26 protein-coding genes are annotated in these 26,231 nt (G+C 69.8%); 15 read left to right on the plus strand and 11 right to left on the minus strand.

What is annotated here, in order from left to right; all coding sequences use genetic code 11:
- Positions 1 to 7 precede the first annotated feature (7 nt).
- The 3 genes from RIC31_RS11640 to RIC31_RS11650 all read right to left on the minus strand — a co-directional run bounded on the left by RIC31_RS11640 (position 8) and on the right by RIC31_RS11650 (position 2,973).
- On the minus strand, positions 8 to 1,282 hold the full coding sequence (locus RIC31_RS11640) for a TRAP transporter large permease (protein WP_350107035.1): 1,275 nt from the start codon (positions 1,280 to 1,282) through the stop codon (positions 8 to 10).
- Positions 1,279 to 1,794, minus strand: coding sequence for a TRAP transporter small permease (locus tag RIC31_RS11645; protein ID WP_350107037.1), 516 nt, complete (start codon positions 1,792 to 1,794; stop codon positions 1,279 to 1,281). Before RIC31_RS11645 ends, RIC31_RS11640 begins: the two co-directional genes overlap by 4 nt.
- 195 nt (positions 1,795 to 1,989) lie before the next feature.
- On the minus strand, positions 1,990 to 2,973 hold the full coding sequence (locus RIC31_RS11650) for a C4-dicarboxylate TRAP transporter substrate-binding protein (protein ID WP_350107040.1): 984 nt from the start codon (positions 2,971 to 2,973) through the stop codon (positions 1,990 to 1,992).
- Positions 2,974 to 3,133: 160 nt separating this feature from the next.
- On the opposite strand from RIC31_RS11650, the gene RIC31_RS11655 reads away from it, so the two are divergent.
- Together RIC31_RS11655 and manD are read left to right on the plus strand one after the other, a co-directional pair.
- Positions 3,134 to 3,853: a GntR family transcriptional regulator gene (locus tag RIC31_RS11655; RefSeq protein ID WP_350107043.1), complete on the plus strand. Its 720-nt coding sequence runs from the start codon at positions 3,134 to 3,136 to the stop codon at positions 3,851 to 3,853.
- Between the two features lie 163 nt (positions 3,854 to 4,016).
- Entirely contained in the window at positions 4,017 to 5,225 is a 1,209-nt protein-coding gene (gene manD, locus RIC31_RS11660) for a D-mannonate dehydratase ManD (protein WP_350107046.1), read from the plus strand.
- A gap of 152 nt (positions 5,226 to 5,377) precedes the next feature.
- Here the strand turns inward: manD and RIC31_RS11665 are convergent, their stop codons facing one another.
- The 4 genes from RIC31_RS11665 to RIC31_RS11680 all read right to left on the minus strand — a co-directional run bounded on the left by RIC31_RS11665 (position 5,378) and on the right by RIC31_RS11680 (position 8,916).
- Positions 5,378 to 6,550: a M20 aminoacylase family protein gene (locus tag RIC31_RS11665; protein ID WP_350107049.1), complete on the minus strand. Its 1,173-nt coding sequence runs from the start codon at positions 6,548 to 6,550 to the stop codon at positions 5,378 to 5,380.
- 140 nt (positions 6,551 to 6,690) lie between these two features.
- The gene (locus RIC31_RS11670; protein ID WP_350107052.1) at positions 6,691 to 7,905 is read right to left on the minus strand and encodes an NnrS family protein; all 1,215 of its coding nucleotides are present in this window, start codon (positions 7,903 to 7,905) and stop codon (positions 6,691 to 6,693) included.
- A complete protein-coding gene (locus RIC31_RS11675; RefSeq protein WP_350107055.1) occupies positions 7,902 to 8,129 on the minus strand; it encodes a DUF1858 domain-containing protein in 228 nt (75 codons plus the stop codon). Before RIC31_RS11675 ends, RIC31_RS11670 begins: the two co-directional genes overlap by 4 nt.
- Positions 8,130 to 8,217: 88 nt before the next feature.
- Positions 8,218 to 8,916, minus strand: a complete 699-nt coding sequence (locus RIC31_RS11680) for a Crp/Fnr family transcriptional regulator (protein WP_350107057.1) — start codon at positions 8,914 to 8,916, stop codon at positions 8,218 to 8,220.
- Positions 8,917 to 9,094: 178 nt separating this feature from the next.
- Between RIC31_RS11680 and nirK the strand changes: the two genes are divergently transcribed.
- The 3 genes from nirK to RIC31_RS11695 all read left to right on the plus strand — a co-directional run bounded on the left by nirK (position 9,095) and on the right by RIC31_RS11695 (position 11,806).
- Positions 9,095 to 10,144: a copper-containing nitrite reductase gene (nirK, locus tag RIC31_RS11685; RefSeq protein ID WP_350107060.1), complete on the plus strand. Its 1,050-nt coding sequence runs from the start codon at positions 9,095 to 9,097 to the stop codon at positions 10,142 to 10,144.
- Between the two features lie 55 nt (positions 10,145 to 10,199).
- Positions 10,200 to 10,673 (plus strand): pseudoazurin, encoded by a 474-nt coding sequence (locus tag RIC31_RS11690; RefSeq protein WP_350107063.1) that lies wholly within the window; start codon positions 10,200 to 10,202, stop codon positions 10,671 to 10,673.
- 161 nt (positions 10,674 to 10,834) lie between these two features.
- Positions 10,835 to 11,806: a phosphoribosylaminoimidazolesuccinocarboxamide synthase gene (locus RIC31_RS11695; RefSeq protein ID WP_350107066.1), complete on the plus strand. Its 972-nt coding sequence runs from the start codon at positions 10,835 to 10,837 to the stop codon at positions 11,804 to 11,806.
- Between the two features lie 171 nt (positions 11,807 to 11,977).
- Here RIC31_RS11695 and RIC31_RS11700 read toward each other — a convergent pair whose 3' ends face one another.
- From RIC31_RS11700 to RIC31_RS11715, 4 genes are all read right to left on the minus strand, one after another.
- Positions 11,978 to 13,471 carry a tripartite tricarboxylate transporter permease gene (locus tag RIC31_RS11700; protein WP_350107069.1) on the minus strand — a complete coding sequence of 498 codons (1,494 nt, stop codon included), beginning with the start codon at positions 13,469 to 13,471 and terminating at the stop codon, positions 11,978 to 11,980.
- A 21-nt stretch (positions 13,472 to 13,492) separates the two neighbouring features.
- Positions 13,493 to 13,987 carry a tripartite tricarboxylate transporter TctB family protein gene (locus RIC31_RS11705; protein ID WP_350107072.1) on the minus strand — a complete coding sequence of 165 codons (495 nt, stop codon included), beginning with the start codon at positions 13,985 to 13,987 and terminating at the stop codon, positions 13,493 to 13,495.
- Between the two features lie 11 nt (positions 13,988 to 13,998).
- Positions 13,999 to 14,997 carry a Bug family tripartite tricarboxylate transporter substrate binding protein gene (locus RIC31_RS11710; RefSeq protein WP_350107075.1) on the minus strand — a complete coding sequence of 333 codons (999 nt, stop codon included), beginning with the start codon at positions 14,995 to 14,997 and terminating at the stop codon, positions 13,999 to 14,001.
- Between the two features lie 122 nt (positions 14,998 to 15,119).
- Positions 15,120 to 15,848: a GntR family transcriptional regulator gene (locus tag RIC31_RS11715; RefSeq protein WP_350107078.1), complete on the minus strand. Its 729-nt coding sequence runs from the start codon at positions 15,846 to 15,848 to the stop codon at positions 15,120 to 15,122.
- Between the two features lie 147 nt (positions 15,849 to 15,995).
- On the opposite strand from RIC31_RS11715, the gene RIC31_RS11720 reads away from it, so the two are divergent.
- From RIC31_RS11720 to RIC31_RS11765, 10 genes are all read left to right on the plus strand, one after another.
- Entirely contained in the window at positions 15,996 to 17,186 is a 1,191-nt protein-coding gene (locus RIC31_RS11720; RefSeq protein ID WP_350107081.1) for a CaiB/BaiF CoA transferase family protein, read from the plus strand.
- Between the two features lie 17 nt (positions 17,187 to 17,203).
- The gene (locus tag RIC31_RS11725) at positions 17,204 to 17,989 is read left to right on the plus strand and encodes an enoyl-CoA hydratase (protein WP_350107084.1); all 786 of its coding nucleotides are present in this window, start codon (positions 17,204 to 17,206) and stop codon (positions 17,987 to 17,989) included.
- A gap of 5 nt (positions 17,990 to 17,994) precedes the next feature.
- Positions 17,995 to 18,522 (plus strand): gamma carbonic anhydrase family protein, encoded by a 528-nt coding sequence (locus RIC31_RS11730; protein ID WP_350107087.1) that lies wholly within the window; start codon positions 17,995 to 17,997, stop codon positions 18,520 to 18,522.
- A 139-nt stretch (positions 18,523 to 18,661) separates the two neighbouring features.
- Positions 18,662 to 19,639: a TRAP transporter substrate-binding protein gene (locus RIC31_RS11735; RefSeq protein WP_350107090.1), complete on the plus strand. Its 978-nt coding sequence runs from the start codon at positions 18,662 to 18,664 to the stop codon at positions 19,637 to 19,639.
- A gap of 84 nt (positions 19,640 to 19,723) precedes the next feature.
- Positions 19,724 to 20,239, plus strand: coding sequence for a TRAP transporter small permease (locus RIC31_RS11740; RefSeq protein ID WP_350107094.1), 516 nt, complete (start codon positions 19,724 to 19,726; stop codon positions 20,237 to 20,239).
- A 3-nt stretch (positions 20,240 to 20,242) separates the two neighbouring features.
- On the plus strand, positions 20,243 to 21,526 hold the full coding sequence (locus tag RIC31_RS11745) for a TRAP transporter large permease (protein ID WP_350107096.1): 1,284 nt from the start codon (positions 20,243 to 20,245) through the stop codon (positions 21,524 to 21,526).
- A gap of 173 nt (positions 21,527 to 21,699) precedes the next feature.
- Positions 21,700 to 22,092, plus strand: coding sequence for a DUF427 domain-containing protein (locus tag RIC31_RS11750; RefSeq protein ID WP_350107099.1), 393 nt, complete (start codon positions 21,700 to 21,702; stop codon positions 22,090 to 22,092).
- 13 nt (positions 22,093 to 22,105) lie between these two features.
- The gene (locus RIC31_RS11755; protein ID WP_350107102.1) at positions 22,106 to 22,936 is read left to right on the plus strand and encodes a protein-L-isoaspartate O-methyltransferase family protein; all 831 of its coding nucleotides are present in this window, start codon (positions 22,106 to 22,108) and stop codon (positions 22,934 to 22,936) included.
- Between the two features lie 135 nt (positions 22,937 to 23,071).
- Entirely contained in the window at positions 23,072 to 23,707 is a 636-nt protein-coding gene (locus RIC31_RS11760) for a LysE family translocator (protein WP_350107105.1), read from the plus strand.
- Positions 23,708 to 23,747: 40 nt separating this feature from the next.
- Positions 23,748 to 26,204: a ligase-associated DNA damage response DEXH box helicase gene (locus RIC31_RS11765; protein WP_350107109.1), complete on the plus strand. Its 2,457-nt coding sequence runs from the start codon at positions 23,748 to 23,750 to the stop codon at positions 26,202 to 26,204.
- Positions 26,205 to 26,231 lie beyond the last annotated feature (27 nt).

The raw sequence follows: 26,231 nt of genomic DNA on the forward strand, positions 1-26,231 counted from the left end.
CCTCCGGCTACATCAGGGCGTTCGGGACAAACAAAACGAGCCCCGGCCACAGCGTCAAGACGGTGATCAGGACCAGCACCGCGCCGACGAACGGCAGCGACTCCACGACGTACTCCTCGACCGGACAGTCCAGCAGGCTGCACACGGTGTACATCGCCACGCCGACCGGCGGGGTCATCGAACCAAGGGTCACGACGGTCATCATCAGGATGCCGAAATGCACGCCGTCGACACCGAGCGGCTGGACGATCGGCAGGAAGATCGGGGTCAGCAGCAGCACCAGCACCGTGCTTTCCACGAACAGCCCGGCAACGAACAGGAACACCAGGACCAGCGCCACCACCAGGACCGGCTCCTGGGTCAGGGCGGTCAGCGCCGCCGCGATGGTCTGCGGCGCCTGCTCGAACACGATGGCGTAGCCGACCATGCCGGAGAACAGGATGATCAGCATGATCATGCCGGTGTCCACCACCGCCTCGGTCAGCGCCTCGACCAGGCCCTTCCAGGTCAGTTCCCGGTGCAGCACGAAGCCGACGACCCCGGCATAGACCACCGCGAAGGCCCCGACCTCGGACGGCGTGAACAGCCCGCCGCGAATCGCCAGCAGCAGCGCCAGCGGGAACAGCAGCGCCCACTTGGCGTCGGCGACCGCGCGCCGGACCGCGGCGAAGCTCGGCGGTCCCTTCGCCTCGGTGCCGTAGCCTCGGCGGCGCGCGATCAGCCAGGCCGTGACCATCAGGAAACCCATCATCAGCAGCCCGGGCACGATGCCGGCCAGGAACAGCCGGCCGATCGAGACGTTGCCGACGAAGCCGTACAGGATCAGCCCGAGGCTCGGCGGGATGGTGGCGGTGATCAGCGAACTGACGGCGATGACCGCCGCGGTGAAGCCCCTGGAGTAGCCGCGCGCGATCAGGCTGGGCCCCAGGATCCGGGCCTCCATGGCGGCATCGGCGACCGCCGATCCCGACACCCCGCCCATCAGGGCCGACAGCACGATGCAGACCTGGGCGAGACCGCCCGCCATCCACGACACCAGGACGCTGGAGCAGCCGATCAGCCGGGAGGTGATGCCGGTGCGGTTCATCATGTGGCCGGCCAGCACGAAGAACGGCACCGCCAGCAGCGGGAAGCTCTGCGAGGCCGAGGCCACCTGCTGCACGCCGATCGACGGCGGCATCGGTCCGGTGGCGAAGAACGAGAACCCGGCGATGCCGATGGCGAAGGCGACCGGCAGGCCGAGGATCATCAGGACGAAGAAGGTGACCGCCAGCAGGATCACGGCACCATCTCCTCGATCTCGCCGCGGCTCTCGGCCACGAAGATCGGCCGCGCCTCGGTGCGCAGTCGGCTGAGCGACGTCCAGGCCTGGCCGATCAGCGTCGATGCCAGCATCACGCAGCCGGCCGGCACGGCGATCGTGACCAGGGCGTAGGGGATGCCGCTGTCGCCGTAGAGCCGCTCCAGGTTCAGCATGGTCAGCCGGTAGCCGAGCACCGCCATGATCCCGAGGAACGCGACGCACACCGCCGCCAGCAGGGCGTCGAGCAACACCCGCGGCCGACCCGGCAGGCGCCGGACCAGGTAGTCGATGCCGATATGGGCGCGCTTGCGCAGCGCCATGTCGGCGCCGAGGAAACTGACCCAGACGAACAGCAGCTGCGCCAGGTCGACCGACCAGACCAGGGGGTAGCCGAACCACCGCGTGATGCCGGCGCCGAACACCAGGAACACGATGACGGCGAGCAGGACGTTCGCGAGCAGGGCCTCGGCCTTGTAGAGCGTGCCGGTCATGCGTGGCTCATGGTGGGCATGTGCATCTCAGGGAGATTGGCCGGTTGCAGGGCCCGTCGCTTCGTGGGTCCCGGAGCAGCCCGCTCGCGCGGGCCCTCCGGGATGACGATGTTGTGTTCGTCCGTCATTCCGGAGGGGGCGCAGCAGCGCCCGGCTCCGGAACCCACCCGCCGCTGCGGGTACCGACCCGTTCGCTCAGTTCGTCAGGAACTTGTCCAGTTCGGCGTGCAGTTCGCCGTAGCCGAGCTTCTCGTACACCGACTTGGTGGCCTCGCGGAACGGCGTCACGTCGATCTCGGTGACCACCATGCCCTTCTCGGCCATCTGCTTCTCGTAGTCGGCCAGCGACGCCTCGGTGCCGCGCGACGCGATGTCGCCGGCCTTCAGGGCCTCCTCGCGGACGATCTTCTGCAGGTCGGCCGGCAGCCCGTCGAACCAGGCGGCGCTGGTCACCACGCCGGTGATCAGGTTGATGTGGCCGCTCTTGGTCAGGTACTTGGCGACCTCGAAGAGCTTGGAGTTGTAGACCGCCGGGCTCTGCGCCTCGAGCGCGTCGATCACCTTCTGCTGCATGGCGGTGTAGACCTCGGCCCAGCCCATCGGGGTCGGGGTGGCGCCCATCGCCCGGATGGTCTCCATCCACACCGGCGCGCCCGGGGTGCGCATGCGGATGCCGGCGAGGTCGGCCGGCACCTTGACCGGCACGTTGGTGACCAGGTGCCGCTCGCCCTGCCACCAGTTGAACGACAGCACCTGCAGGCCGGCCGCCTTGCGGAGGTTCCCGACCCAGGTCTCGAACATCGGCGAGGTCACGACCTTGCGCACCCCGTCGTAGCCCGAGGCCAGGTAGGGCGCGCCGAGGACGCCGAATTCCTTGGTGTAGACCGCCAGCCGGCCGCCGTCGACGACCACCGCGACGCCGGCGCCGGCGCGCGCCTGCTCCAGCACGTCCTCGTCCTTGCCGAGCTGCGAGCCCGGGAACAGCCGGACCGAGATCTTGCCTTCCGAGCGCTTCTCGACGTTCTCCTTGAACGCGTTCAATCCCTTGAACAACGGGTCCTGCGGCTGCAGGGCGGTGTTGACGCTCAACGAGAACTCGGCCGCCCAGGCGGCGCCGCTGCCAGCCATCAGGATCATGCCGACCGCGGCCGCCCTCAGGGTCCTCTTGACTGTGTTCATGGTTTCCTCCTGCGCCCCTCTGTCCCGCCCTGTGACGGGCGTTGATGCTTGGTTGGAATTCTAGTATGGTAGTATGGTTCATTTCGAATGACAATGCCGTCGCGGCTTTGGTGCAGAATCACCGGGGACACGGACGAAACCGGCCGAAAAGGGGACGGCGATGCTCAATCCGATCAGGCCTGAAGGCGCCGAGCCGGTTGCGCGGCGGGTGTTCCGGGAGCTGCGGGCCGCCATCGTCGAGATGTCGTTCCAGCCGGGCCAGGCTCTGTCCGAGAAGGAGATCGCCGACCGGTTCGGGGTCAGCCGCCAGCCGGTCCGCGAGGCCTTCATCAAGCTGAGCGAGGCCGGCCTTCTGAGCATCCGCCCGCAGCGCGGCACCTATGTCGTCAAGATCTCGGCGCGGCAGGTCTACGACGTCCGGTTCGTGCGCGAGGCGGTCGAGGTCGCGGTGGTCCGCAAGGCCGCCCAGGAACTGCCGGGCAGCGCAATCCGCGCCCTGCGCGACATCGTCAACGAGCAGCGCAAGGTCGCCGCCGACGAACGCCCCGACCGCTTCTTCCCGCTCGACGAGGCGCTGCATCGGGGCCTCGCCCTGGGGGTCGGCTGCGACTACGCCTGGCGCGTGGTCGAGGACATGAAGGTGCAGATGGACCGGGTGCGGTATCTCAGTCTGCCCGAGGCGACGCCGCTGTCCCGCCTGATCGACCAGCACGAGGCCATCGTCGACGCCATCGCCGCCCACGATCCGGCCCGGGCCGAAGCCGCGATGCGCACCCATCTGAGCGAGATCCTGACCTCGCTGCCCGAACTGGCGGAGCGCTTCCCCGACCTGTTCGAGCCGGAGTCGTCGGACTTCGCGGATGCAGAGACCGCCGCATGAGAACCGCCACCATGCGCCCGTCGTCCCGTGGGTCCCGGAGCCGGCTGCTCACGCAGCCCCTCCGGGATGACGATCCTTTCTTTTCCGTCATTCCGGAGGGGGCGCGGGAGCGCCCGGCTCCGGAACCCACCCGCCGCTCCGCCACCGACAGGCAAGCCGCCCCATGAAGATCGCGAACGCCCGCATCATCGTCACCTGCCCCGGCCGCAACTTCGTCACCCTGAAGATCGAGACGACCGACGGCCTGCACGGGATCGGCGACGCCACCCTGAACGGACGCGAACTGGCGGTCGCGGCCTACCTGACCGAGCACGTGATCCCCTGCCTGATCGGCCGCGACGCCCATCGCATCGAGGACATCTGGCAGTTCCTCTACAAGGGCGCCTACTGGCGGCGCGGGCCGGTGACCATGGCGGCGATCGCCGCGGTCGACACGGCACTCTGGGACATCAAGGCCAAGGCCGCCGGCCTGCCGCTCTACCAGCTGCTGGGCGGCCGCAGCCGCGACGGCGCCATGGTCTACGCCCACGCCAACGGTCGCGACCTCGCCGAGACCGTCGATCGTGTCGGAGAGTACCTGGAGAAGGGCTACAAGGCGGTGCGCGCACAGTCCGGCATCCCGGGGATCGAGGGCACCTACGGCATCGGCAAGAAGGACGGCCACTACGAGCCGGCGACCAAGGGCCTGCCGCAGGAATCGGTCTGGTCGACCGAGCCCTATCTGGACTTCGCGCCGAAGCTGTTCGAGGCCCTGCGCGACAGGTTCGGAATGGGCCCGCATTTGCTGCACGACGTCCACCACCGGCTGACCCCGATCGAGGCGGCCCGGCTCGGCAGGTCGCTGGAGCCGTACCGGCTGTTCTGGATGGAGGATCCGACGCCGGCCGAGAACCAGGAGTGCTTCCGGCTGATCCGCCAGCACACCGTGACGCCGATCGCGGTCGGCGAGGTGTTCAACACGATCTGGGACTGCAAGGACCTGATCCAGGAGCAGCTGATCGACTACATCCGGGCCTCGGTGGTGCATGCCGGCGGCATCACCCACCTGCGGCGGATCGCCGACCTGGCCTCGCTGTACGGGGTGCGGACCGGCTGCCACGGCGCCACCGACATGTCGCCGGTGTGCATGGGGGCGGCCCTGCACTTCGCGCTGTGGGTCCCGAATTTCGGGGTGCAGGAGCACATGGCGCACGAGCCGCTGACCGACGAGGTGTTCCCGCACGGCTACCGCTTCGAGGACGGCTACATGCACCCGGGCGAGGCACCGGGGCACGGCGTCGAGATCGACGAGACGCTGGCCGCCAGATACCCCTACGACCCGGCCCAGCTGCCGGTCGCCCGGCTGCCCGACGGCACGCTCTGGAGCTGGTGAGCGGTTCGACTTCGAGTGCCCGTCGCTATCTGGGTTCCGGGTCTTCGCCCGGAATGACGACCTGAAGGAGAGCGGTCAAGCTCCCTCCCAGTCGTCATTCCGGAGCGAACCGCCGTCGGCGGTACGCATCCGGAACCCACGAAGCGACAGGCCTACCCCCGCGGCAGCTTGGTCTCGACCAGCTTGGCGAAGAACGAGGCGCCGACCGGCAGGGCCTCGTCGTTGAAGTCGTATTTCGGGTGGTGCAGGCCGTAGTCCTTGCCCGGCGCGCCACCGCCGAGCCAGACGAACGCGCCCGGCCGCTTGGCGAGCATGATCGAGAAATCCTCGCTGCCCATCGCCTGTGCCGGCTCGCGGTCGACCTTGTCGGCACCGACCAGCGCCTCGCCGACCTCGGCCGCGAAGGTCGCCTCGTCGATGTCGTTGACGGTCGGCGGGACCCCGCGCAGGTACTCCAGCTCGACCCGGGCGCCGTACATCCTGCCGACGCCGTCGCACAGTTCGGTCAGCCGCCGCTCGACCATGTCCTGGACCTCGGTGTCGAAGGTGCGGATCGACGCGATCAGCTGGGCGGTCGCGGGGATCACGTTGTTGGCGGTGCCGGCGTGGAACTGGGTGATGCTCATCACCACCGACTTCAGCGGGTCGGTGTTGCGGCTGACCACGGTCTGCACCGCCTGATAGAGCTGGACGCCGACGGCGATCGGGTCGACGCCGTCATGCGGCCGGGCCGCGTGGGCGCCCTTGCCGTGCACGGTCATGGTCGCGCGGTCGGCCGACGCCAGGATCGGGCCGCCGCGGAACGCCATGGTCCCGGCCGGCATGTGCGGTGCGTTGTGGATGCCGAAGATGCTGTCGCAGGGGAAGCGCTCGAACAGGCCGTCCTCGACCATCTTCTTGGCACCGCCGCGGCCTTCCTCGGCGGGCTGGAAGATGAAGTGCACGGTGCCGTCGAAATTCTTCGTCTCCGCCAGGTACTTGGCGGCGCCCAGCAGCATCGTGGTGTGGCCGTCATGGCCGCAGGCGTGCATCCGCCCCGGAATCTGCGACTTGTAGGGAACGTCGCCCTCCTCGTCCATCGGCAGCGCGTCCATGTCGGCGCGCAGCCCGATCGTGCCGGTGCCCGAGCCGTTGCCCCGCAGCACGCCGACCACCCCCGTCACGCCGATTTCGCGATGCACCTCGATTCCCCAGGACGCCAGCTTCTCGGCGACGATCGCCGAGGTCCGGACCTCCTCCAGGCCGATCTCCGGGTGGGTGTGGAAGTCGCGCCGCCACTCGGTCATCTCGTCGTGGAAATCGGCAATGCGGTTGTTGATGGGCATCGGGGTCTCCGGCAGAGCTGCGTTCGGGACAGCGCCGGGCCGCGCAGCGGATCTTTCGGCCGCCGGGCCCGGTCGCGGGGTGAGGCTGCCGATCCTATGCCCCGTCCGCGGCCCGGCGCCAGAGGCTTGTCGCCACCCGGTCAGCCGGCGGCATCGACCTTTCGCCCCCACAGCTTCGGGGCATAGGCGACCGCATACAGACCGAAAGCCAGCATCCAGGCGCCGCCCGACAACTCGACCGCATGGCCGGCGAGCGCCGGCGCCAGCGCCGCCAGCACCCGGCAGACGGCCGCCGCGCTGACCAGCAGATAGATCGCGGTGGTGACCCGGTCCGCGACCAGCGCCCGGCCGGTGTGGCCGAGGGTGGCCCGCGTCATCATGGCGAGCGTCATCGTGCCCATGGCGCCGACCCCGAAGGCGTGCGGGACGGCCGCCGCGGGGACCAACTCCGGCATCAGCGCGGCGCCGGCCGCCAGCGCCAGCCCGACCGGAACCCACAGGAAGCCCAGGTGCAGGACCCAGACCAGCGGCTCCGCCAAGGTCCGCCAGCCGCACCAGCGCGCAAGCCGCACCGCACCGCCAGCCGCCGCGACCGCCGCCAGGATACCGGTTGCCATCGCCTCGGGCGCCGCCAGCCAGGCCGCCAGGGCCAGGACGGTCGTCGCCAGCACCAGCCCGTCGACCCAGTCGGGCTCGCTCGGCAGCGGGCCGCCGCGGCCGGTGTTGTTCAGCCAGTTGCGCGTGAACGCCGGAATGATGCGGCCGCCGATCATGGCGATCAGCAGCACGATCACCGCCAGCCCGGCCTTCGCGCCCAGTTCGGCGCCGCGCGACGCCAGGCCGGCGGCCTCGGCGTGGACCAGGGCGTTGCCGGCCAGCATCAGCAGCGGCCCGGCCGCGACCGGGAGGTTGCGCCAGTTGCGGCCGGCACGGACCTGCAGGAACCCGCGGCCGGACAGCACCGCCAGGAAGCCCAGGTCGACCGCCGCGACGACCGCCACGCCGGGCAGATCCGGCACCAGCATCAGGACCCGGCCGAGCGCCCAGAGCCCGACCAGCAGCGCCAGCCCGCGACCTGCCAGCTTCGGCTGCCCGGTCCAACCCGGCATCGCGGTCAGCAGGAAGCCGCCGACGATCGCGCTGCCGACCCCGAACACCATCTCGTGGGCGTGCCAGGCCAGGGCGCCGTAGCTGCTGCCGCCCGGGTCGACGAGACCGGACAGGGCGGCCAGCCAGATCGCCAGGACGAGCACCGCCCAGACCGCTCCGGCCAGGAAGAACGGCCGGAACCCGACCTCCAGGACCGGGAGTCCCGGCGCCGCCCGATCCGGGCGGATTGCCGATGTCGCGCTCATGACGCCGTCTCCATGCGGGCCGACGCCCCAATCGTCGCGATGAGATCCTCCGAGAACAGGCGCTCCGACAGATCGTAGGACCGCGCCGCCTCGGCCACCGTCATGAACGGCGCCATGGCGCAGCCGGGGCATGCCATCCGCCGGCGGTGGAAGATCTCCACGGTCTCGGGCCAGCGATCCATCACGTCGCCGACGATCATCGACAGAATCTCGGATTGGGTCATGACGGGCCTCTTTGCCGCGAGTATCGGGTGGCAACGGACCATACGCTTCCCGGCAGGCCGGGATTTGCGCTGGCGCAAGCTCGCGCGATCAGGCCTGCTCGGCGATCTCCACCAGCCGGTGCGGCTGCGCAATGACCAGGTGCGAAGCACGCTTGCCGGACAGGATTCCCTCCTGTTCCCAGGCCGCCAGCGTCCGGCTGACGGTGTGCAGCGTGGTCGCCGTCATCTCGGCCAGATCGTTGCGCGAGACCACGAACGGAATCTCGACCCCGCCTTCGACGCGCCGGCCCGACTGGCGCACCATGCGCAGCAGGGTCGACGCGATCCGTCGCTCGACCCGGTGGGTGGCGACCTCGCGCAGGCGCTCCTGCAGTTCCTCGACCCGGCCGCCGATCACCTCGATGGCGTTCAGCGCGATCGCCGGAAACCGTGTCATGAGGTCCGCCGTGCGGCCGGCGCTCCAGGCGAGCAGCATGCTGTCCTCGATCGCCACGGGGGTGGCCGGGAACGGGATCCGACGCAGGACCGCCACGGTGCCGACCAGGTCGCCCGGCCCCATGTAGCGGAGTACCACGTTCTGGCCGTCCGGCGTGGTCTGGTCGAGGCGCAGGCGCCCCCAGCCCATCACGTAGTTGTGGGCCGCGTCCTCGCCCTGCTGGAACAGGGCGTCGCCCTTCTTCAGCGGCCGCTCATGGGCCTCGCGGGCGACGGCCTCGCGGTCCGCTGGCGCCATTCCCTTGAACAGCGGCACCCGCTCAAGCACGGTCATCCGGGCCGGGATGTCCATCTCGGTCTCTCCTTCGGCACCGTTGTACCAGGCGGTTGTGGTCCCCCGGCGCGGCCGCGGTCAAGGCCGTTGGCCGGAATCTTCCGTGGAGTTGCGCGAGCACAAATTCCCTTGCGCGGCGGCGCCTATGTTCCGGGCTGTCGATAGCACGACAACATCGCAGCCAAGGAGCGGAGCAATGTACGCTTTCAAGAAGGCCCTGGTTCACTCGGTCAGCGCGCTGGCCCTGACCGCCGGGATCGCCCTTGGCGCCGACGCCGCAGAGCCCTACGACGCCGACGCCTTGAACGCCCTGCAGTCGATCGCGTTGGATCCGACGGCCCTGCCGGCCCCGATCGACCGCAACTATGCGACGACGGTGAAGATCGACCTGGAGACCGTCGAGCGGGTCGCCAAGCTGGCCGACGGCACCGCCTTCAAGTACTGGACGTTCAACGGCAAGGTGCCGGGACCGTTCGCCCGCGTCCGCGTCGGCGACACGGTCGAGGTCACGATGAAGAACGCGGCCGACAGCACCTTCATGCACTCGGTCGACTTCCACGCGGTCACCGGTCCGGGCGGCGGCGCCGTCGCCACCCAGACCGCACCCGGCGACAAGACCGGCTTCACCTTCAAGGCCCTGAACCCGGGGATCTACGTCTACCACTGCGCCACGCCGATGGTGGCCGACCACATCCAGGCCGGCATGTACGGCCTCATCCTGGTCGAGCCCGAGGGTGGCCTGCCGAAGGTCGACCGCGAGTTCTACGTCATGCAGGGCGAGATCTACACCGCCGACCCGATGGGCACGCCCGGCCTGGTCGAGACCGACTACGACAAGCTGCTCGACGAGAAGCCGGAGTACTACGTGTTCAACGGCGCCGCCGGCGCCCTGACCGGCGACAACGCCATCCACGCCAGCCGCGGCGAGACCGTGCGGATCTTCTTCGGCGTCGGCGGTCCGAACAAGACGTCGAGCTACCACGTCATCGGCGAGATCTTCGACAAGATCTACACCCACGGCTCGCTGACCAGCCCGGCGGCGACCGACGTGCAGACCGTCACCGTCGCGCCCGGCGGTGCCACCGTCGCCGAACTGAAGTTCGACGTGCCGGGCAAGTACCTGATGGTCGACCACGCCCTGTCGAGGCTCGAGCGCGGCCTGGTGGCCCATATCGAGGTCGACGGCGCCAAGGATCCGGCGGTGTTCGACACCGGCAACGCCCAGCTGAGCATGAAGGGCCACTGAGCCCGAGCGCCGGGGGAGCCGATCTCCCCCGGCCCACTTTCGAGGAGCGCATATCATGAGACCGACTTTCGCCATGGCCGTCGCCGTCGCCGGCGTGCTGGCCACCCTCGCCGCCGCAACCCCGGCCACCGCCGCCGACCATCAGGTCAAGATGCTGAACCGCGGGGCCGCCGGCATGATGGTGTTCGAGCCGGCCTATCTGGCCGTCCAGCCCGGCGACACCGTGACCTTCCTGCCGACCGACAAGGGGCACAACGCCGAGGCGATCGCCGGCATGCTTCCGGACGGCACGGACGGGTTCAAGGGCGGGATGAACAAGGAGATCACCGTCGCCTTCGAGACCCAGGGCATCTACGGCTACAAATGCGCGCCGCACTACGCCATGGGCATGGTCGGCGTGATCAAGGTCGGCGACGGCGGCACGAACGCCGACGCCGCCGCCAAGACCAGGCATCCGGGCAAGGCGAAGAAGGTGATGGCCGCCCTGCTCGGCGAGGCCGGCAACCCGGTCGCCGCCCTGCCGAAGTAACCGACCGCCGACAGGACGACCGCCGATGGCCGGTCCCGCGGGGCCGGCCATCGGTCGTTGGGCCCCCGCCGCGGCGACGGGCCGCGAGACAGGTGCCGTGGAACCGGTCATAACTCCCCGCTGAATGCCCCGACTTCAGACCGTGGCCCGGGAACACCGCGATGAACCTCGACGCCCTCAGGACCAACGCCCGCCGCGTCCTCGACGACGCCACCATCCCGGAGCTGCCGAACCACTATCACGGCAAGGTGCGCGAGAATTACGACCTGCCCGACGGCCGGCGGATCCTGATCGCCACCGACCGGCTGAGCGCCTTCGACATCAGCCTGGCGGCGATCCCGTTCAAGGGCGAGGTGCTGACCCGAACGGCGCGGTTCTGGTTCGAGCAGACCGCCGACATCTGCTCGAACCACGTGCTCGAATACCCCGACCCGAACGTAGTGGTGGCCAGGCGGCTGACCATTCTGCCGGTCGAGATCGTGGTGCGCGACTACTTGGCCGGCACCACCTCGACCGCGATCCTGACCATGTACAAGGCTGGCCGGCGCGAGATGTACGGCCACCGCCTGCCGGACGGACTGCGCGACAACGAGAAGCTGCCCGAGACCATCATCACACCGACCAGCAAGGCCGCCTACGGCGCCCATGACGAACCGCTGACCGCCGCCGAGATCCTGGAGCGCGGGCTGCTGACCGCCGAGCAGTGGGACACCGTGTGCGGCCACGCCCTCGCCCTGTTCGCGCGCGGCCGCGAGATCGCCGCCCGGCGCGGCCTGATCCTGGTCGACACCAAGTACGAGTTCGGCACCGACGCCGACGGCAAGATCGTGCTGGCCGACGAGATCCACACCCCGGACAGCAGCCGCTACTGGTTCGAGGCGAGCTATGCCGAACGGGTGGCGCGCGGCGAGAAGCCGGAGAGCTTCGACAAGGATTTCATGCGCAACTGGGTGGCGGCGCGCTGCGACCCGTACAACGACCCGATCCCGCCGATCCCCGAGGAGGTGATCGTGCAGACCGCCGAGGTCTACATCCGGGCCTACGAGACCATCACCGGCCGGGAGTTCGAGATCCCGGCGATGGACGGCACGGTGCTGGAGCGGATCCGCGGGAACCTGGCGCGGTATTTCTGAGGCCGAGGCGCCCGTCGCCGCGTGGGTTCCGGCTCGGCCGCGCTCGCGCGCGTCCGTCCGGAATGACGACAGGGGGATGGGCGCGCCGACGCGCGCTCAATCTGGTCGTCATTCCGGACCGGACCGCCGCAGGCGGGACGGAGCCGGAACCCACGCGGGACGGGCGTCTCCCTACTCCGCCGCCGCGGCGGCCGCCCTTCGCGCACGCCATACCGAGACCAGCGGCCACAGGGCGGAGAACAGGGTGAGCGCCAGGAAGGTCACCACGATCGGGCGCTCCAGGAAGCGCAGCCACTCGTGGTCGAAGATGATCAGCGACTGCTTGAGGCTGTTCTCCACCAGCTCGCCCAGGATCAGCCCCATGATGATCGGCGCCGCCGCGAAGCCGTAGCGCTTCAGCACGAAGCCGAGCAGGCCGGCGAACACCATGATCCACACGTCCAGCACCGACTGCTCCAGCGCGTAGGCGCCGATGCAGGCCAGCACGAACACCGACGGCCACAGGAAGCGCACCGGGATCAGCGTCACCCGCGCGAACAGCTTGGCGCCGATCAGGCCGAACATCCCGAACACCAGGTTGGCCAGCAGCATCGCCAGGAAGATCGCGTACAGCAGGGTCGGGGTCTCGGTGAACAGGTGCGGCCCCGGCCGCAGGCCGTGCACCAGCAGGGCGCCCAGGATGATCGCGGTGGTGGCGCTGCCCGGGATGCCGAGCGCCAGGGTCGGCACCATGGCGGCGCCGGTGGCGGCGTTGTTAGCGGTCTCCGGCCCGGCGATGCCGCGGATGTCGCCCTTGCCGAACTGCGACTTGTCCCTGGCCCAGCGCTTGGCCTCGTTGTAGCCGATCATGGCGGCGACGGTGCCGCCCTCGGCCGGCAGCAGGCCGATGAAGGTGCCGATGCCGCAGGACCGGGCGATGGTGCCGGCGCATTTCCGGAAGTGCTCCATCCCCGGCAGCCGTACCGCATCGAGGGCGGCGCGGACCTGCACCCGGTCGAGCTGCCCGGCTTGCGTGAGGAACTCGGCGCCGGCGAACAGGCCGATCATCACCGGGATGAAGTGGATACCCTCGGACAATTCCCAGAACCCGAAGGTGAAGCGGTCGACGCCGGTGGTGAAGTCCATGCCGATGGTCGCAAGCAGCACCCCGAAGGCGCCGCCGATCAGGTTCTTGACCGCCGACTCGCCGCTGATGGTGGCCAGCATCGACAGCCCGAACAGCGACAGCGCGAAATACTCCGGCGGCCCGAAGTCGTAGGCGACGCGGGCCAGCAGCGGCGCCGCGACGATCAGCACGACCACGCTGAACAGGCCGCCGATCACGCTCGACACCGCCGCCATGCCGAGCGCCAGCCCGGCCCGGCCCTGCTGGGCCAGCGGATAGCCGTCGAAGGCGGTGGCGGCGGCCGGCGGCGCGCCCGGCGCATTCACCAGGATCGCGGTGATCGACCCGCCATAGGTGCCGGCGCAGTACAGCGCGCTCAGCAGCGCGATCGCCGGGATCGGATCCATGGTCAGGGTGAACGGCAGCAGCAGCGCCGTCGCCATGGTCGAGCTCAGCCCCGGCATGGCACCGACCAGCACGCCGCCGACGGTGCCGATCAGCACCAGGCCGAGCAGGTAGGGATCCATGAAGGCCGCACCGGCGGCCAGGAACGCGTCCATCGTCGACACCGCGCGTGAGGTTCAGTTGATGCCCAGCAGGCCTGGATCGAAATGCACGCCGAGGCCGACCACGAACACCAGGTAGATCGCCGCCGGGAACAGCACCGCGAAGGGCAGCACCAGGCGCCACCGCCGCTCGCCCCACAGGAGCGGCATGGCGGCGGCGAACAGCACCATGGCGGCGATGAATCCCAGGATGTCGAAGGCGATGACGAAGGCGACCATCATGACCGCGGTGGCCACGACCATCGGCCTGACCGGCCGCTTGCGTGCGGAGTCGGCCCGGAACGACATCAGCGCCAGCACCCCGGACAGCACGGCGATCACCGCGATCACCAGGCGCGGGAAGGTCGCCGGCTGGACGTTCTGGGCGACCGCCGCCGGCGCCTTGGCGAAGCCGAGGGTGATACCGTAGGCGACCGCACAGAACGCCAGGATCGCGCACGCGACCAGCAGGTCGCGCGGGAAGCGGGCCGCCGGTGCGGCGGCCCCTCCCTCGCCCGGGGACATGCCCATGGCGGCCGGCCTCAGAGCATGCCGAGCTCGGTCAGCGCGGTCTTGCTCTCCTCGAAGATGCGGCGGATCTGCTTGTTCCAGACCTCGCGCCCGGCGACGCTGGAGACCGGCATGCCGCTGGTCGTCAGGTAGTTCTGGTAGACCGAGTGCTTCATGGCCTTGACCATACCGGCCTCGAGCCGAGCCATCCGCTCCTCCGGCACGCCCGACAGCACCGCGAAGCCGCGCACCGTGGAGGCGAGCGCGTCGATGCCCTTGTCGCGGGCGGTCGGCACGCCGCCCAGGGCCGCGATCGGCTCCTCCGAGAGACTGGCGACGCCACGGATCTCGCCGGCGGTGAACTGCGACTCGCCCTCGGCGTAGTTCAGCAGGGCCACCTCGACGTTGCCGCCGACCAGGTTGGTGACGATGTCGCCGCCGCCCTTGAACGGCACGATGGTGTAGGGGATGCCGCCGGCCGCCTTGGCGAAGTTGTGGATACCGACATGGTCGGCGCCGCCGGCGAAGGTGGTCCCCCACTTCAGGCCGCCCTTGGCGTCCTTGGAGGCGGCGATCAGGTCCTCCAGCGTCTTGATCTTGCTGTTGACGTTCACCGCGATCACCGTCGGGTCGTCGGTCGCCCGGGCGATGCCGACCAGGTCGTCGATCCCGAGCGGCACCTTCTTCTGGATGATCTGGAAGATGTGCGACTGGGTGATGGTCATCACCGTGTAGCCGTCGCGCGGCTGGCTGTTGGTGTACATCAGCGCCGCCGAGCCGCTGCCGCCGCGCTTGTTCACCACCACCAGATCCTGGTCGAACTCCTTGCGGGCCCGCAGCATCATCATGCGGGTGGTGATGTCCGTCCCGCCGCCCGGCCCGGCGTGGGTGACCATGTTGATGGCCTGCGACGGGAAATCGTCGGCCGCGAAGGCCGGGCGACCGAGGCCCGGCAGCAGCAGCGAACCGGCGCCGGCAGCTGCCCCCCACAGGATCGTTCGACGCGTCGGGTGCCCGGGTGTCGTCGTCATGGCTTCCTCCTCGTTGGCTCCGGGGACGTGCCGGACCGGCCGCCTCCTTTTTGGTGACGGGCCCTTGTCCGGGCCCTTTCAGTCAGGCGGCCTTCCCGCCGCACCCGGCGGGCGGCCGTGGGCTAGTCGGTCGCGCCGGCGGCCCGGCGGGTATCATCGCGGCGCTCCTCGGCGACGGTGCCGTCGAGGGTGTCGAGGAACCGCCTGCAGCCGTGCACCACATGGAGGCGGCCAGCCTCGCGGGCGGCGTCGGCGTCGTCCCGCTCGATCGCGTCCATGATGTCGCGGTGCTCGGCCAGCGAGGCGTCCACGTTCGGAACCTTCGACAGGCTGCGGCGGCGGAACAGGTGCATCTCCTTGACCACGCCCTCGTAGATCGAGCGCGCCCGCGCGTTGCCGGAGAATTCCAGGAGGCTGGCGTGGAACTCGACGTTCAGGCGGTAGTAGGTCGCGAGTTCGTCGCGCGCGACCGCATCCTCCATGCCGGCGACCTGCTCGCGCAGGGTGGCCAGCATGGGCTCCGTGTACCGGCGCGCCACCCGCTCGCAGGCATAGGCGAAGATGGTGCCGCGCAGTTCGTACAGGCACACCACCTCGTCCAGGCCGATGCTGCGCACGATCGCGCCGCGGTTGGCGATGATGGTCACCAGGCCGGACCGCTCGAGGGTCCGCATCGCCTCGCGCACCGGGCCGCGGCTGACCCCCAGGCTGTCCGCCAGGGCCGCCTCCCCGATCTTCTCGCCGGCCTTGATCTCGCCGGTCAGGATGCGCCGCTCGATCTCCCGATGCACGCGCGTCGTCAGCGTGGCGAACTCGCTGGCGTGGAACGGTTTTTCGGCGTCCGAGGGCATTCGGCCTCCACGGGATTCTGATCGGAACGGTAGATTCCAGACAGTAGATTGTCAACAATCTGCCGGGACGCTACGGTGCTTGCACAACCCCCGGCACCTGACGTCACCATGGGGGCAAAGGAACAAGTCGCCCCGGAGGAGACCCGCATGCCAATCGAGCGAGCCAGCACGGCGCTGTCCCGGTTCAAGGTCCTCGACCTGACCCGCGTCCGGTCCGGGCCGACCTGCGTGCGCCAGTTGGCGGACTGGGGCGCCGACGTCGTGAAGATCGAGATGCCGGTGACCGACGACGGCGGCCAGCTCGGTGGCCCGCGCTCCGGGTCCGACTTCCAGAACCTGCACCGCAACAAGCGCAGCCTCACCCTCGACCTGAAGAAGCCGGCCGGCATCGAGGTGTTCCGGCGGCTGGCGAAGGAAGCCGACGTCATCGTCGAGAACTTCCGGCCGGACGTGAAGCGCCGGCTCGGGATCGACTACGAGACCCTGAGCGCCGACAACCCGGGGCTGGTGTATGCCAGCATCTCCGGATTCGGGCAGGACGGGCCGTACCGCGACCGCCCCGGCTTCGACCAGATCGCCCAGGGCATGGGCGGCCTGATGTCGATCACCGGCAAGCCCGGCGACGGCCCGATGCGGGTCGGCATCCCGATCGCCGACCTGACGGCCGGCATCTTCTGCTCGCAGGCCATCATGATCGCCCTGCTGGAGCGCGAGGTGTCCGGGAAGGGCCAGTGGGTGCAGACCTCGCTGCTGCAGGCCCAGGTCTTCATGCTGGACTTCCAGGCGGCGCGCTGGACCATGGACGGCGAGGTCCCCAAGCAGGCCGGCAACAACCACCCGACCAGCATTCCGACCGGCGTGTTCAAGACCACGGACGGCTACATGAACCTGGCGGTCGCCGGCCAGGAGATCTGGATGCGGTTCTGCCGCGCGATCGACCGGATGGGCCTGGCCGAGAACCCGGACTACGCGGACGGCAAGCTGCGCTCGAAGAACCGCGACGCTCTCAACGCCGAGATCGAGGCGGTCACCCTCACCCGCTCCACCGCCGACTGGGTCGAGCGGTTCAATGCCGCCGGCGTGCCGTGCGGCGAGATCAACGACATCCGGCAGGCGTTCGAGAACCCCCAGGTCGAGCATCTCGGCATGGCGCAGCCGGTCGATTCCCAGGAACGCGGCCCCAGCCATCTGGTCGGCCAGCCGATCATCATGAGCCGGACGCCGAGCCGCATCGCCGCCCCGCCCCCGACCGCCGGCCAGCACAGCGACGAAGTCCTGCGCGGCGCCGGCTACAGCGACGACGACATCGCCCGGCTGCGCGCCGACGGCGTGATCTGACGAAGAGGACCGACACCATGTCTGACAAGATCATCACCAGCGTCGACGGGGCGATCGGGCGGATCGTCTTCAATCAGCCGGAGAAGCGGAACGCGGTCTCGCTGGAGATGTGGACCGCGGTCGACGAGGCCCTGGACCACTACGCCGCCGACGACAACGTCCGGGTCGTCATCCTGTCGGGCGCCGGCGGCAAGGCCTTCGTGTCCGGCGCCGACATCTCCAAGTTCGAGAGCGAGCGGGCGAGCGAGGAGGCGGTGGCGCACTACAACACCACCACCGCCCGGGTCTACACCAAGGTCCACGCATTCCCGAAACCGGTGATCGCCCAGATCGACGGCTTCTGCGTCGGCGGCGGCTGCGCGCTGGCGGTATGCTGCGACATCCGGGTGTGCGGCGAGGGCGCGCAGTTCGCGGTGCCGGCCGCCAAGCTCGGCCTCGGCTACGCCTATGCCGGGCTGGAGCGGCTGGTCGCCCTGGTCGGCCCGTCCTTCGCCAAGGAGATCTTCTTCACCGCCGACCGCTTCAGCGCCGAGGACGCCAAGTTCATGGGCCTGGTCAACCGGGTGGTGCCGGACGGCGAGGTCGAGGCGTTCTGCACGGCGATGGCGAACCGCATCGCCGGCAACGCGCCGCTGACCGTCGGCTCCGTCAAGTTCATCGTCGGCGAGGCCGTGAAACCGGAGTCCGAGCGCGACCTGCAGAAATGCGCCGACCTGGTGAAGGGCTGCTTCGACAGCCAGGACTACATCGAGGGCCGGCGCGCCTTCATGGAGAAGCGCAAGCCCAACTTCGTCGGGGCCTGACCGCCATGTTGTACGAACTCGACGGCAAGCGGCCGGTCTACGACCCGGCCAGGAGTTGGGTCGCGGACTCCGCGACGGTGATCGGCGACGTGGTGCTGGAGGACGATGCAAGCGTCTGGTTCGGCGCCGTGGTGCGCGGCGACAATGCCCGCATCCATATCGGACGCGGCAGCAACGTGCAGGACGGCTCGGTGCTGCACGTCGACCCCGGGTTCCCGCTGACCCTCGGCGTCGAGGTCTCGATCGGCCATCTGGTCATGCTGCACGGCTGCACGGTCGGCGACGGCACCCTGATCGGCATCGGCGCGGTCGTGCTGAACGGCGCGAAGATCGGTGCCGGCTGCCTGATCGGCGCCAACGCCCTGATCACCGAGGGCAAGGAGATCCCGCCGCGCTCGGTCGTCATGGGGTCGCCCGGCAAGATCGTGCGCGAGGTCAGCGACGAGGACCTGGAGCGCATCCGCCGCCCGGCCCAGAGCTACATCGAGCGGATGCGCGCCTACCGCGACAACCTGCGGCCGATCGTCGGCTGAGCCGCTCCAGGAGGTAGCACGTTGGCTAGACAACGGAAATGAGGCGACACTGAATTCCGGGGCGTCGCCCCGGATGCCCCGGCCGTCCGGCCCAATGAACCAAGCAACTGCCGAAGGCAGATTTCTCAGGAGGAAGCCCATGCGTTCCATGATGCTCTGCGCGACGGCGCTCGCCGTCTCGATGGCGGTGACCGCCGCCGCCAACGCCCAGACCGTTCTCCGCTTCGGCCATGTCGGCGAGGTCGGCTCGCACTTCGACGTCGCCGGCAACGAGTTCGCCAAGCGGGTCAAGGAGAAGAGCGGCGGCAAGATCGAGGTGCAGGTGTTCCCGTCGAGCCAGCTCGGCAACGACAAGGACATGCTGCAGAAGATGAAGCTCGGCCAGATCGACTTCTTCCTGCCGTCGTCGATCATGTCGTCGGTCACGCCCGAGTTCGGCGTGTTCGACATGCCCTACATCATCAAGGACCGCGACCATGCCGCCCGGGTGATGGCGAAGATGGGCGACACGGTGTTCCGCCCGGCCGCCGAGGCCAAGGGCGTCATGATCCTCGGCTTCTGGGAGAACGGCTTCCGGCAGGTCACCAACAATGTCCGGCCGATCGTGAAGCCGGAGGACCTGAAGGGCGTGAAGCTGCGCACCCCGCGCGGCGAGTGGCGCGTGAAGATGTTCCAGTCCTATGGCGCCAACCCGTCGCCGATGGCGTTTTCCGAGGTGTTCACCGCCCTGAAGACCGGCGTCATGGACGGCCAGGAGAACCCGCTCATCAACGTCTGGAGCGCCAAGTTCTACGAGGTACAGAAGTACCTCTCGATGACCGGGCATGTGTACATCCCGGCCTACATCGTCACCTCGCCGAACACGTTCAAGAAGTGGCCGGCGGACGTGCAGAAGATCATCAGCGAGACCGCCGTCGAGATGGAGCCGTTCGCCCGTGAGGCCGGCAAGAACTTCGACGACGACCTGCTCGGCAAGCTCAAGGAGAAGGGCATGGCGATCAACGAGGCCGACAAGGAAGCCTTCGTGAACGCCTCCAAGGGCATCTACGAGGAGTTCGGCACCTCGGTCGAAGGCGGCAAGGCCCTGATCGACCAGATCTCGGCACTGCGCGGCTGATCCGCACCGCGCCTATCCTGCCGGCGGCCGCGCCCAGCGCGTGGCCGCCGGTTCCCGACCCGACCGCCGGAGACCGCCGACGCCATGATCCCCAGTATCCGCCGCAATATCGACGTCGCCCTGCAATGGGTCGTCATCGGCCTGATGATCACCCTGACCGTGATCGTGCTGGTCGCCGTGATCTACCGGAAGTTCGGCGCTTCCCTCAGCTGGTACGACGAGGTCGCCTCGGTGATGCTGGCCTGGATCACCTATTACGGCGCCGCCCTGGCAGCCCTGCGCCGCCAGCATCTGGGCTTCGACGGCCTGCTGCTGCGGATGCCGGTCGATATCCGGATGATCGCGGTCGCGATCGCCGAGATCCTGGTGATCGGCTTCTTCGTGCTGCTCGCCTGGGCCGGCTGGAAGGTGCTGGAGGTGGTCGGCGACGAGAACCTGATCAGCCTGCCCTGGATCTCCGTCAGCCTCACCCAGTCGGTGATCCCGGTCGGGGCCACGCTGTTCGTGATCTGCGAACTGCTGAGCATGCCCGAAGCCTGGCGGGCAGCCCGGGTCGGACGCTCGCTCGAGCATCCCGAAGTCCCGTTTGCGGAGAACTGAGTCATGATTCTCGCGCTCATGTTCTTCGCGATGGTGGCGATGATCCTGATCAACGTCCCCATCGGCATCGCGCTGGCGATCGCCGCCCTCCTGGGCCAGACCGCCTTCCATGGGGTCAGCAGCCTGCTGTCGCTCGGTATCGAGATGTACCGCGGCGCCACCGGGTTTGCGCTGATCTCGATCCCGATGTTCGTGCTGGCCGGCGCCATCATGAACGCCGGCGGCATCTCGCGCCGGCTGATCGCCTTCGTGGCGGCCATCATCGGCTTCGTGCGCGGCGGCCTCGCCATGGTCAACATCGGCGTGTCGCTGTTCTTCGCCGAGATCTCCGGCTCGGCGGTGGCGGACGTCGCGGCCCTCGGCTCGGTGATGATCCCGGAGATGAAGAAGCGCGGCTACTCCGCCCCGTTCGCGGCCGCCGTGACCTCGTCCTCGGCGTCGCTCGCCATCATCATCCCTCCGTCGATCCCGATGATCCTGTACGCGGTCTCGGCCAACGCCTCGGTCGAGCAGCTGTTCGTCGCCGGCCTGGTCCCCGGGCTGATGGGCGGACTCGGGCTGATGTTCGTGGCCTATCTGTTCGCGCGGAAGTACAACTTCCCGGTCGAGAAGGCGTTCAACCTGCACGACCTGCGGACCACCTTCGTGGACGCGCTGCCGGCGCTGATGCTGCCGGTCATCATCCTGGGCGGCATCTTCTCCGGGCTGGTGACCGCGACCGAGGCCGCCGGCCTGGCCGTGCTGGCCTCCGTCGTGGTCGGGCTGTGGTACCGCGACTTCGACCTCAACCATCTGCGCGAGTCGATGCTCGACGGCGGCCTGCAGACCGCAGTGGTGATGATCCTGGTCGCCGCCTCGGTGCTGATGGGCGACCTGCTGACGGTGTCGCAGGTCCCGCAGAAGCTGGCCCAGGGACTGGTCGAGCTGACCGACAACAAGTACCTGATCCTGCTGATCCTGAACGTGTTCTTCCTGGTGATCGGGTTCTTCCTGCACTCGGCGGCGGCGATCATCCTGGTGGTGCCGATCATCGTGCCGCTGATCGAGACGGTCGGCATCAACCCGGTGCATTTCGGCCTGATCGTGACCCTGAACCTGGCGATCGGCCAGCAGACCCCGCCGGTGGCGAGCGTGCTGATCACCTCCTGCTCGATCGCCAAGGCCGACATCTGGGAGACCACCAAGGTCAACCTGCCGTTCATCGGCGTGCTGCTGACGGTGCTGCTGATCTGCACCTATGTGCCGGCGATCCCGATGTTCCTGGTCGACCTGATCTACGGGCCCTGATGACGCCATGCAGCCCGGAGCCGGTTCCCTCGGCTCCGGGCTGCAGCGCGGCACCGTGGCGCGGCGTAAGGGGCCGGCCCGGCGGCGGCGGTGAACGACAGCGGCGGCCCGCACCTTGCGGTGGCCGATGCCACGCCCAACCTCAGGAGACACGCCCGTCCGAGGAGGCCACGATGTCCGCAACCGCCGTCGCCAATCCCGCCCCCGGTTTCGCCCGCAAGCCGGACCACGTCGTGGCCTTCAGGCCCGCCGGCAGGCGCGTGACGGTCAGGCTCGGCGGCGAGGTGATCGCCGAGTCGGACAAGGCGGTGCTGTGCGAGGAGACCGGCCACGGCCCGGTCTACTACCTGCCGATGACCGATACCCGGGCCCACCTGTTCCGGCCGACCGCCACCAACAGCTACTGCCCGTTCAAGGGCGAGGCGAGCTACTGGTCGGTCAGCGCCGGCGGCGTCGACGGCCGCGACGTCGCCTGGTCCTACGACCTGCCCTATGACGAGGCGATGGCGATCCGCGGGCACGTCGCCTTCTACCCGGACCGCGTCGACTCCATCGACGTCGCTTGACGGCGGCACGCCGGTGGCAGGGGCCGCATCGATCGCCGGGATCCGGGCACGCTACGCCGACGAGGTGACGGCCGCCGCCGGATCGCCGGCCGTGCGCGACGCCTTCGCGGCGGTCCCCCGCGAGCGCTTCCTCGGGCCCGGTCCGTGGAAGATCCTCGAGCTGGGCTCCGGCTATCGGTCGACCCCGAACGCCGATCCGGCGCATGTCTATCGCGACGTGCTCGTGGCGCTGGACGCCGAGGCCGGGATCAACAACGGCCAGCCGTCGCTGCACGCGAGCTGCCTCGCCGCCCTCGACCTCCGGGCCGGCGAGACCGCCGTCCACATCGGCTGCGGCACCGGCTACTACACCGCGATCATCGCCGAACTGGTCGGCCCGGCCGGCAGGGTGCAGGGCTGGGAGATCGAGCCGACCCTGGCCGAGATCGCCGCCGAGAACCTGGCGGACCGGCCGAACGTCACGGTCGTCCCCGCCTCGGCGACCGAGGGCGCACTCCCCGACGCCGACGCGATCTATGTCAGCGCCGGCGCCACCACGCCGATGCGGGCCTGGGTCGACGCCCTGCGGCCCGGCGGCAGGCTGCTGTTCCCGCTGGTCGGCCCGGACGGCGGCGGCATGTTGCTGGTCACCCGCCGGATCGCCGGCTTCGCCGCCCGCTTCGTGTGCGGCTGCCGGTTCATTCCCTGCATCGGGGCGCAGGACCGGTCCGACGCCGCAGCGCTCGACCGGGCCTTCCGGCGCGGCTGGAGCGATGTCCGCTCCCTGCGCCTGGACTCCCGGGCGGACGACACCGCCTGGGTCGCCGGGGACGGCTGGTGGCTGTCGACCGCCGCCGTGGACTGACGGTCGAGGGCGTGGCACGGGTGGCGCAGGGTCATGCGCATTTCCGGGCGACGGCACTGCGGATTTTTGCCGGTGCCGGGACCGGGCGCACGACGCACACTGCACCGCCCTGCAGCACCGCACCGGGAGCCGTCCGTGGACCTGCTGGTGATCCTGTCTTCAATCGTCCTGGCAAACCTGATCGCCTGGATCACGCCGGGCCCGAACATGATCGCGGTCATGAGCGCATCCCTGACCGGCGGCCGTCGGGCCGGGCTTCTGACCGGGCTCGGCCTGTCGGCCGGCGCAACCGTCTGGGCGGGTCTCGCGGTGCTCGGGGTCGCCACCCTGTTCGAGCTGTTCCCGAACGCGCTGCTGGCACTCCGCCTGGCCGGCGCCGGCTATCTGCTTTGGCTGGGCTTCAGGTCGCTTCGAGCCGCACTCCTCGACGACGCGTCCGGGCTGGTGGCGTCGGTCGGTTCGGCCCGGACTCCGCGCGCGTTCCGCACCGGGCTGCTGGTCAGCCTGACCAACCCGAAGGCGGCGCTGTTCTTCGGCTCGATTCTGACGACGTTCGTGCCGATCGACGCCTCGCCGACCCTGCTCGGCGGGATCGTGGCGCTCTGCGCGGTCCTGGCCGTGACCTGTCACAGCGTCACGGCGACGCTGTTCTCGGCCGGCCGTGTGATCCGCGCCTTCGAGCGGATGCGGCGCACGGCGACGGCCCTGTTCGGCGTGGTATTCGCCGGCCTCGGCCTGGCGGTCGCCTGGGACTCCGTGCGCCGGCTCTGATCGAACGACCGGCCGCCTCCGAGCCGCTAGACTGACCGCCATGGACGGCACCACGCCCGCGACTTCCCTGCCCCCGGCCTTCGGCGACTGGTTCGCTGCCAAGGGCTGGGCCCCGCACCCGCACCAGATGGAGATGCTGGCGGCGGCGCGCGAGGGTCGCTCGGCCCTGCTGATCGCGCCGACCGGCGGCGGCAAGACCCTGGCCGGCTTCCTGGCCAGCCTGGTCGACCTGGCCGAGAACCCGCGCGACGGGCTGCACACGCTCTACGTCTCGCCGCTGAAGGCGCTGGCGGTCGACATCCACCGCAACCTGACGACCCCGATCGAGGAGATCGGGCTGGCGGTGACCGCCGAGACCCGGACCGGCGACACCCCGCAGGCCAAGCGCCAGCGCCAGCGCCGCGCGCCCCCCAACCTGCTGCTGACCACGCCGGAGAGCCTGGCGCTGCTGATCTCCTACCCGGACGCCGAAAAGGTGTTCGCGGGCCTGCGCTGCGTGGTGGTCGACGAGCTGCACGCCCTGGCCGGCAGCAAGCGCGGCGAGTTGCTGGCGCTCGGCCTCGCGCGGCTGTCGCGGCTGGCCCCCCGGGCCCGGCGGGTCGGGCTGTCGGCGACGGTGGCGCATCCGGCGGCGCTGGAGGTGTTCCTGTCGAAGACCGGCCGGGCACCCGCCGACGACGTGGCGGTGGTGCGCGGCGGCGAGGCGGCCCGGGCCGAGGTCAGGATCCTGATGCCGGACGGCCGGCTGCCGTGGTCGGGGCATATGGGCCTGCACGCGGTCGACCGGATCTACGCCGCCATCAAGGCGCACCGCACCACCATCGTGTTCGTCAACACCCGCGCCCAGTCCGAGCTGATCTTCCAGGCGTTGTGGCACGCCAACGAGGACCACCTGGCGATCGCCCTGCACCACGGCTCGCTGGCGGCCGAGCAGCGCCGCAAGGTCGAGGCGGTGATGGCCCGCGGCGGCCTGCGCGCGGTGGTCGCCACCTCCTCCCTCGACCTCGGCATCGACTGGGCCGCCGTCGATCTGGTGATCCAGGTCGGCGCACCGAAGGGCGCGTCGCGGCTGCTGCAGCGCATCGGCCGCGCCAACCACCGCCTGGACGAGCCGAGCCGGGCGCTGCTGGTCCCCGCCAACCGCTTCGAGGTGCTGGAGTGCAAGGCGGCGCTGGACGCCGTGCGGGCCGGCGACCTGGACGGCGACGAGCCGCGGCCGGGCGGGCTCGACGTGCTGGCCCAGCACGTGCTCGGCAGCGCCTGCGCCACGCCGATCGACCCGGACGCGCTGTACGCCGAGGTGGTGACCGCCGCGCCCTACGCCGAGCTGCCGCGCGCGACCTTCGACGAGGTGGTGGAGTTCGTGCGCTCCGGCGGCTACGCACTGGCCGCCTACGAGCGCTGGCAGCGGTTGCGGCCGACCGACGACGGCCGCTTGCGCCTCGCGCACCCGCGGCTCGCCCAGGCCTACCGCATGAACGTCGGCACCATCGTCGAGGCCGACGTGCTGAAGGTCCGGCTGTCGCGCGGCCGCGTCCTGGGCGAGATCGAGGAGTATTTCGTGCAGGGCCTGAGGCCCGGCGACACCTTCATGTTCGCCGGCCGGCTTTTGACTTTCCAGGGCATCCGCGAGCGCTTCGTCGAGGCCACCCCCGGCGGCAGCGGCGAGCCGGCGGTGCCAGTCTACGGCGGCGGCCGGCTGCCGCTGACCACCCGGCTGTCGGCCCGGGTCCGCGCCATGCTGGAAGACACGGACGCCTGGGCCACCCTGCCTGGCCCGGTCTCGGAGTGGCTGGAGCAGCAGCGCTGGCGCTCGGTGCTGCCGCGCGCCGACACCCTGCTGGTCGAGGCGTTCCCGCGCGCCGAGCGGCAGTACCTGGTGGCCTACACCTTCGAGGGCCGCAACGCCCACCAGACCCTCGGCATGCTGCTGACCCGGCGGATGGAGCGCATGGGCCTCGGCCCGCTCGGCTTCGTCGCCACCGACTACGTGATCGCGATCTGGTCGGTGAAGGAATGCCGGGACGTCGACGCGCTGTTCGACCAGGACATGCTGGGCGACGACCTGGAGGAGTGGATGGCGGAGTCCAGCCTGCTGAAGCGGACCTTCCGCAACGTCGCGGTGATCGCCGGGCTGATCGAGCGCAAGCTGCCCGGCCACGAGAAGTCCGGCCGCCAGGTCACCTTCAACGCCGACCTGATCTACGACGTGCTGCGCCGCCACCAGCCCGACCACATCCTGCTGCAGGCGACCCGCCAGGACGCGGCGCGCGGCCTGACCGACATCTCCCGCCTCGCCGGCCTGCTGACCCGCGTGCAGGGCCGGATCGTGCATCGCCGCCTCGACCGGGTGTCGCCGCTGGCGGTGCCGATCCTGCTGGAGATCGGCCGCGAGCAGGTGGCCGGCGGCGCGGTCGACATCCTGATGGACGAGCTGACGGAGGAACTGGTGGCGGAAGCGACGGGTGGGGAGATGCAGGGGAGTTTGATGGTTTAGATTCTCCCTTGGTCCCGAAAACCGGCC

This window comes from Thalassobaculum sp. (assembly GCF_040219615.1).
GTDB lineage: Bacteria > Pseudomonadota > Alphaproteobacteria > Thalassobaculales > Thalassobaculaceae > Thalassobaculum_A.

Coding starts and splice junctions, on each gene's coding strand:
- nirK (WP_350107060.1), top strand. CDS start 9,095: ATGTACGCTTTCAAGAAGGCCCTGGTTCACTCGGTCAGCGCGCTGGCC.
- RIC31_RS11695 (WP_350107066.1), top strand. CDS start 10,835: ATGAACCTCGACGCCCTCAGGACCAACGCCCGCCGCGTCCTCGACGAC.
- RIC31_RS11705 (WP_350107072.1), bottom strand. CDS start 13,987: ATGGGCATGTCCCCGGGCGAGGGAGGGGCCGCCGCACCGGCGGCCCGC.
- RIC31_RS11750 (WP_350107099.1), top strand. CDS start 21,700: ATGTCCGCAACCGCCGTCGCCAATCCCGCCCCCGGTTTCGCCCGCAAG.
- RIC31_RS11655 (WP_350107043.1), top strand. CDS start 3,134: ATGCTCAATCCGATCAGGCCTGAAGGCGCCGAGCCGGTTGCGCGGCGG.
- RIC31_RS11680 (WP_350107057.1), bottom strand. CDS start 8,916: ATGGACATCCCGGCCCGGATGACCGTGCTTGAGCGGGTGCCGCTGTTC.
- RIC31_RS11650 (WP_350107040.1), bottom strand. CDS start 2,973: ATGAACACAGTCAAGAGGACCCTGAGGGCGGCCGCGGTCGGCATGATC.
- RIC31_RS11715 (WP_350107078.1), bottom strand. CDS start 15,848: ATGCCCTCGGACGCCGAAAAACCGTTCCACGCCAGCGAGTTCGCCACG.
- RIC31_RS11670 (WP_350107052.1), bottom strand. CDS start 7,905: ATGAGCGCGACATCGGCAATCCGCCCGGATCGGGCGGCGCCGGGACTC.
- RIC31_RS11645 (WP_350107037.1), bottom strand. CDS start 1,794: ATGACCGGCACGCTCTACAAGGCCGAGGCCCTGCTCGCGAACGTCCTG.
- RIC31_RS11720 (WP_350107081.1), top strand. CDS start 15,996: ATGCCAATCGAGCGAGCCAGCACGGCGCTGTCCCGGTTCAAGGTCCTC.
- RIC31_RS11765 (WP_350107109.1), top strand. CDS start 23,748: ATGGACGGCACCACGCCCGCGACTTCCCTGCCCCCGGCCTTCGGCGAC.
- RIC31_RS11730 (WP_350107087.1), top strand. CDS start 17,995: ATGTTGTACGAACTCGACGGCAAGCGGCCGGTCTACGACCCGGCCAGG.
- RIC31_RS11735 (WP_350107090.1), top strand. CDS start 18,662: ATGCGTTCCATGATGCTCTGCGCGACGGCGCTCGCCGTCTCGATGGCG.
- RIC31_RS11690 (WP_350107063.1), top strand. CDS start 10,200: ATGAGACCGACTTTCGCCATGGCCGTCGCCGTCGCCGGCGTGCTGGCC.
- RIC31_RS11740 (WP_350107094.1), top strand. CDS start 19,724: ATGATCCCCAGTATCCGCCGCAATATCGACGTCGCCCTGCAATGGGTC.
- RIC31_RS11745 (WP_350107096.1), top strand. CDS start 20,243: ATGATTCTCGCGCTCATGTTCTTCGCGATGGTGGCGATGATCCTGATC.
- RIC31_RS11675 (WP_350107055.1), bottom strand. CDS start 8,129: ATGACCCAATCCGAGATTCTGTCGATGATCGTCGGCGACGTGATGGAT.
- manD (WP_350107046.1), top strand. CDS start 4,017: ATGAAGATCGCGAACGCCCGCATCATCGTCACCTGCCCCGGCCGCAAC.
- RIC31_RS11665 (WP_350107049.1), bottom strand. CDS start 6,550: ATGCCCATCAACAACCGCATTGCCGATTTCCACGACGAGATGACCGAG.
- RIC31_RS11725 (WP_350107084.1), top strand. CDS start 17,204: ATGTCTGACAAGATCATCACCAGCGTCGACGGGGCGATCGGGCGGATC.
- RIC31_RS11710 (WP_350107075.1), bottom strand. CDS start 14,997: ATGACGACGACACCCGGGCACCCGACGCGTCGAACGATCCTGTGGGGG.
- RIC31_RS11700 (WP_350107069.1), bottom strand. CDS start 13,471: ATGGACGCGTTCCTGGCCGCCGGTGCGGCCTTCATGGATCCCTACCTG.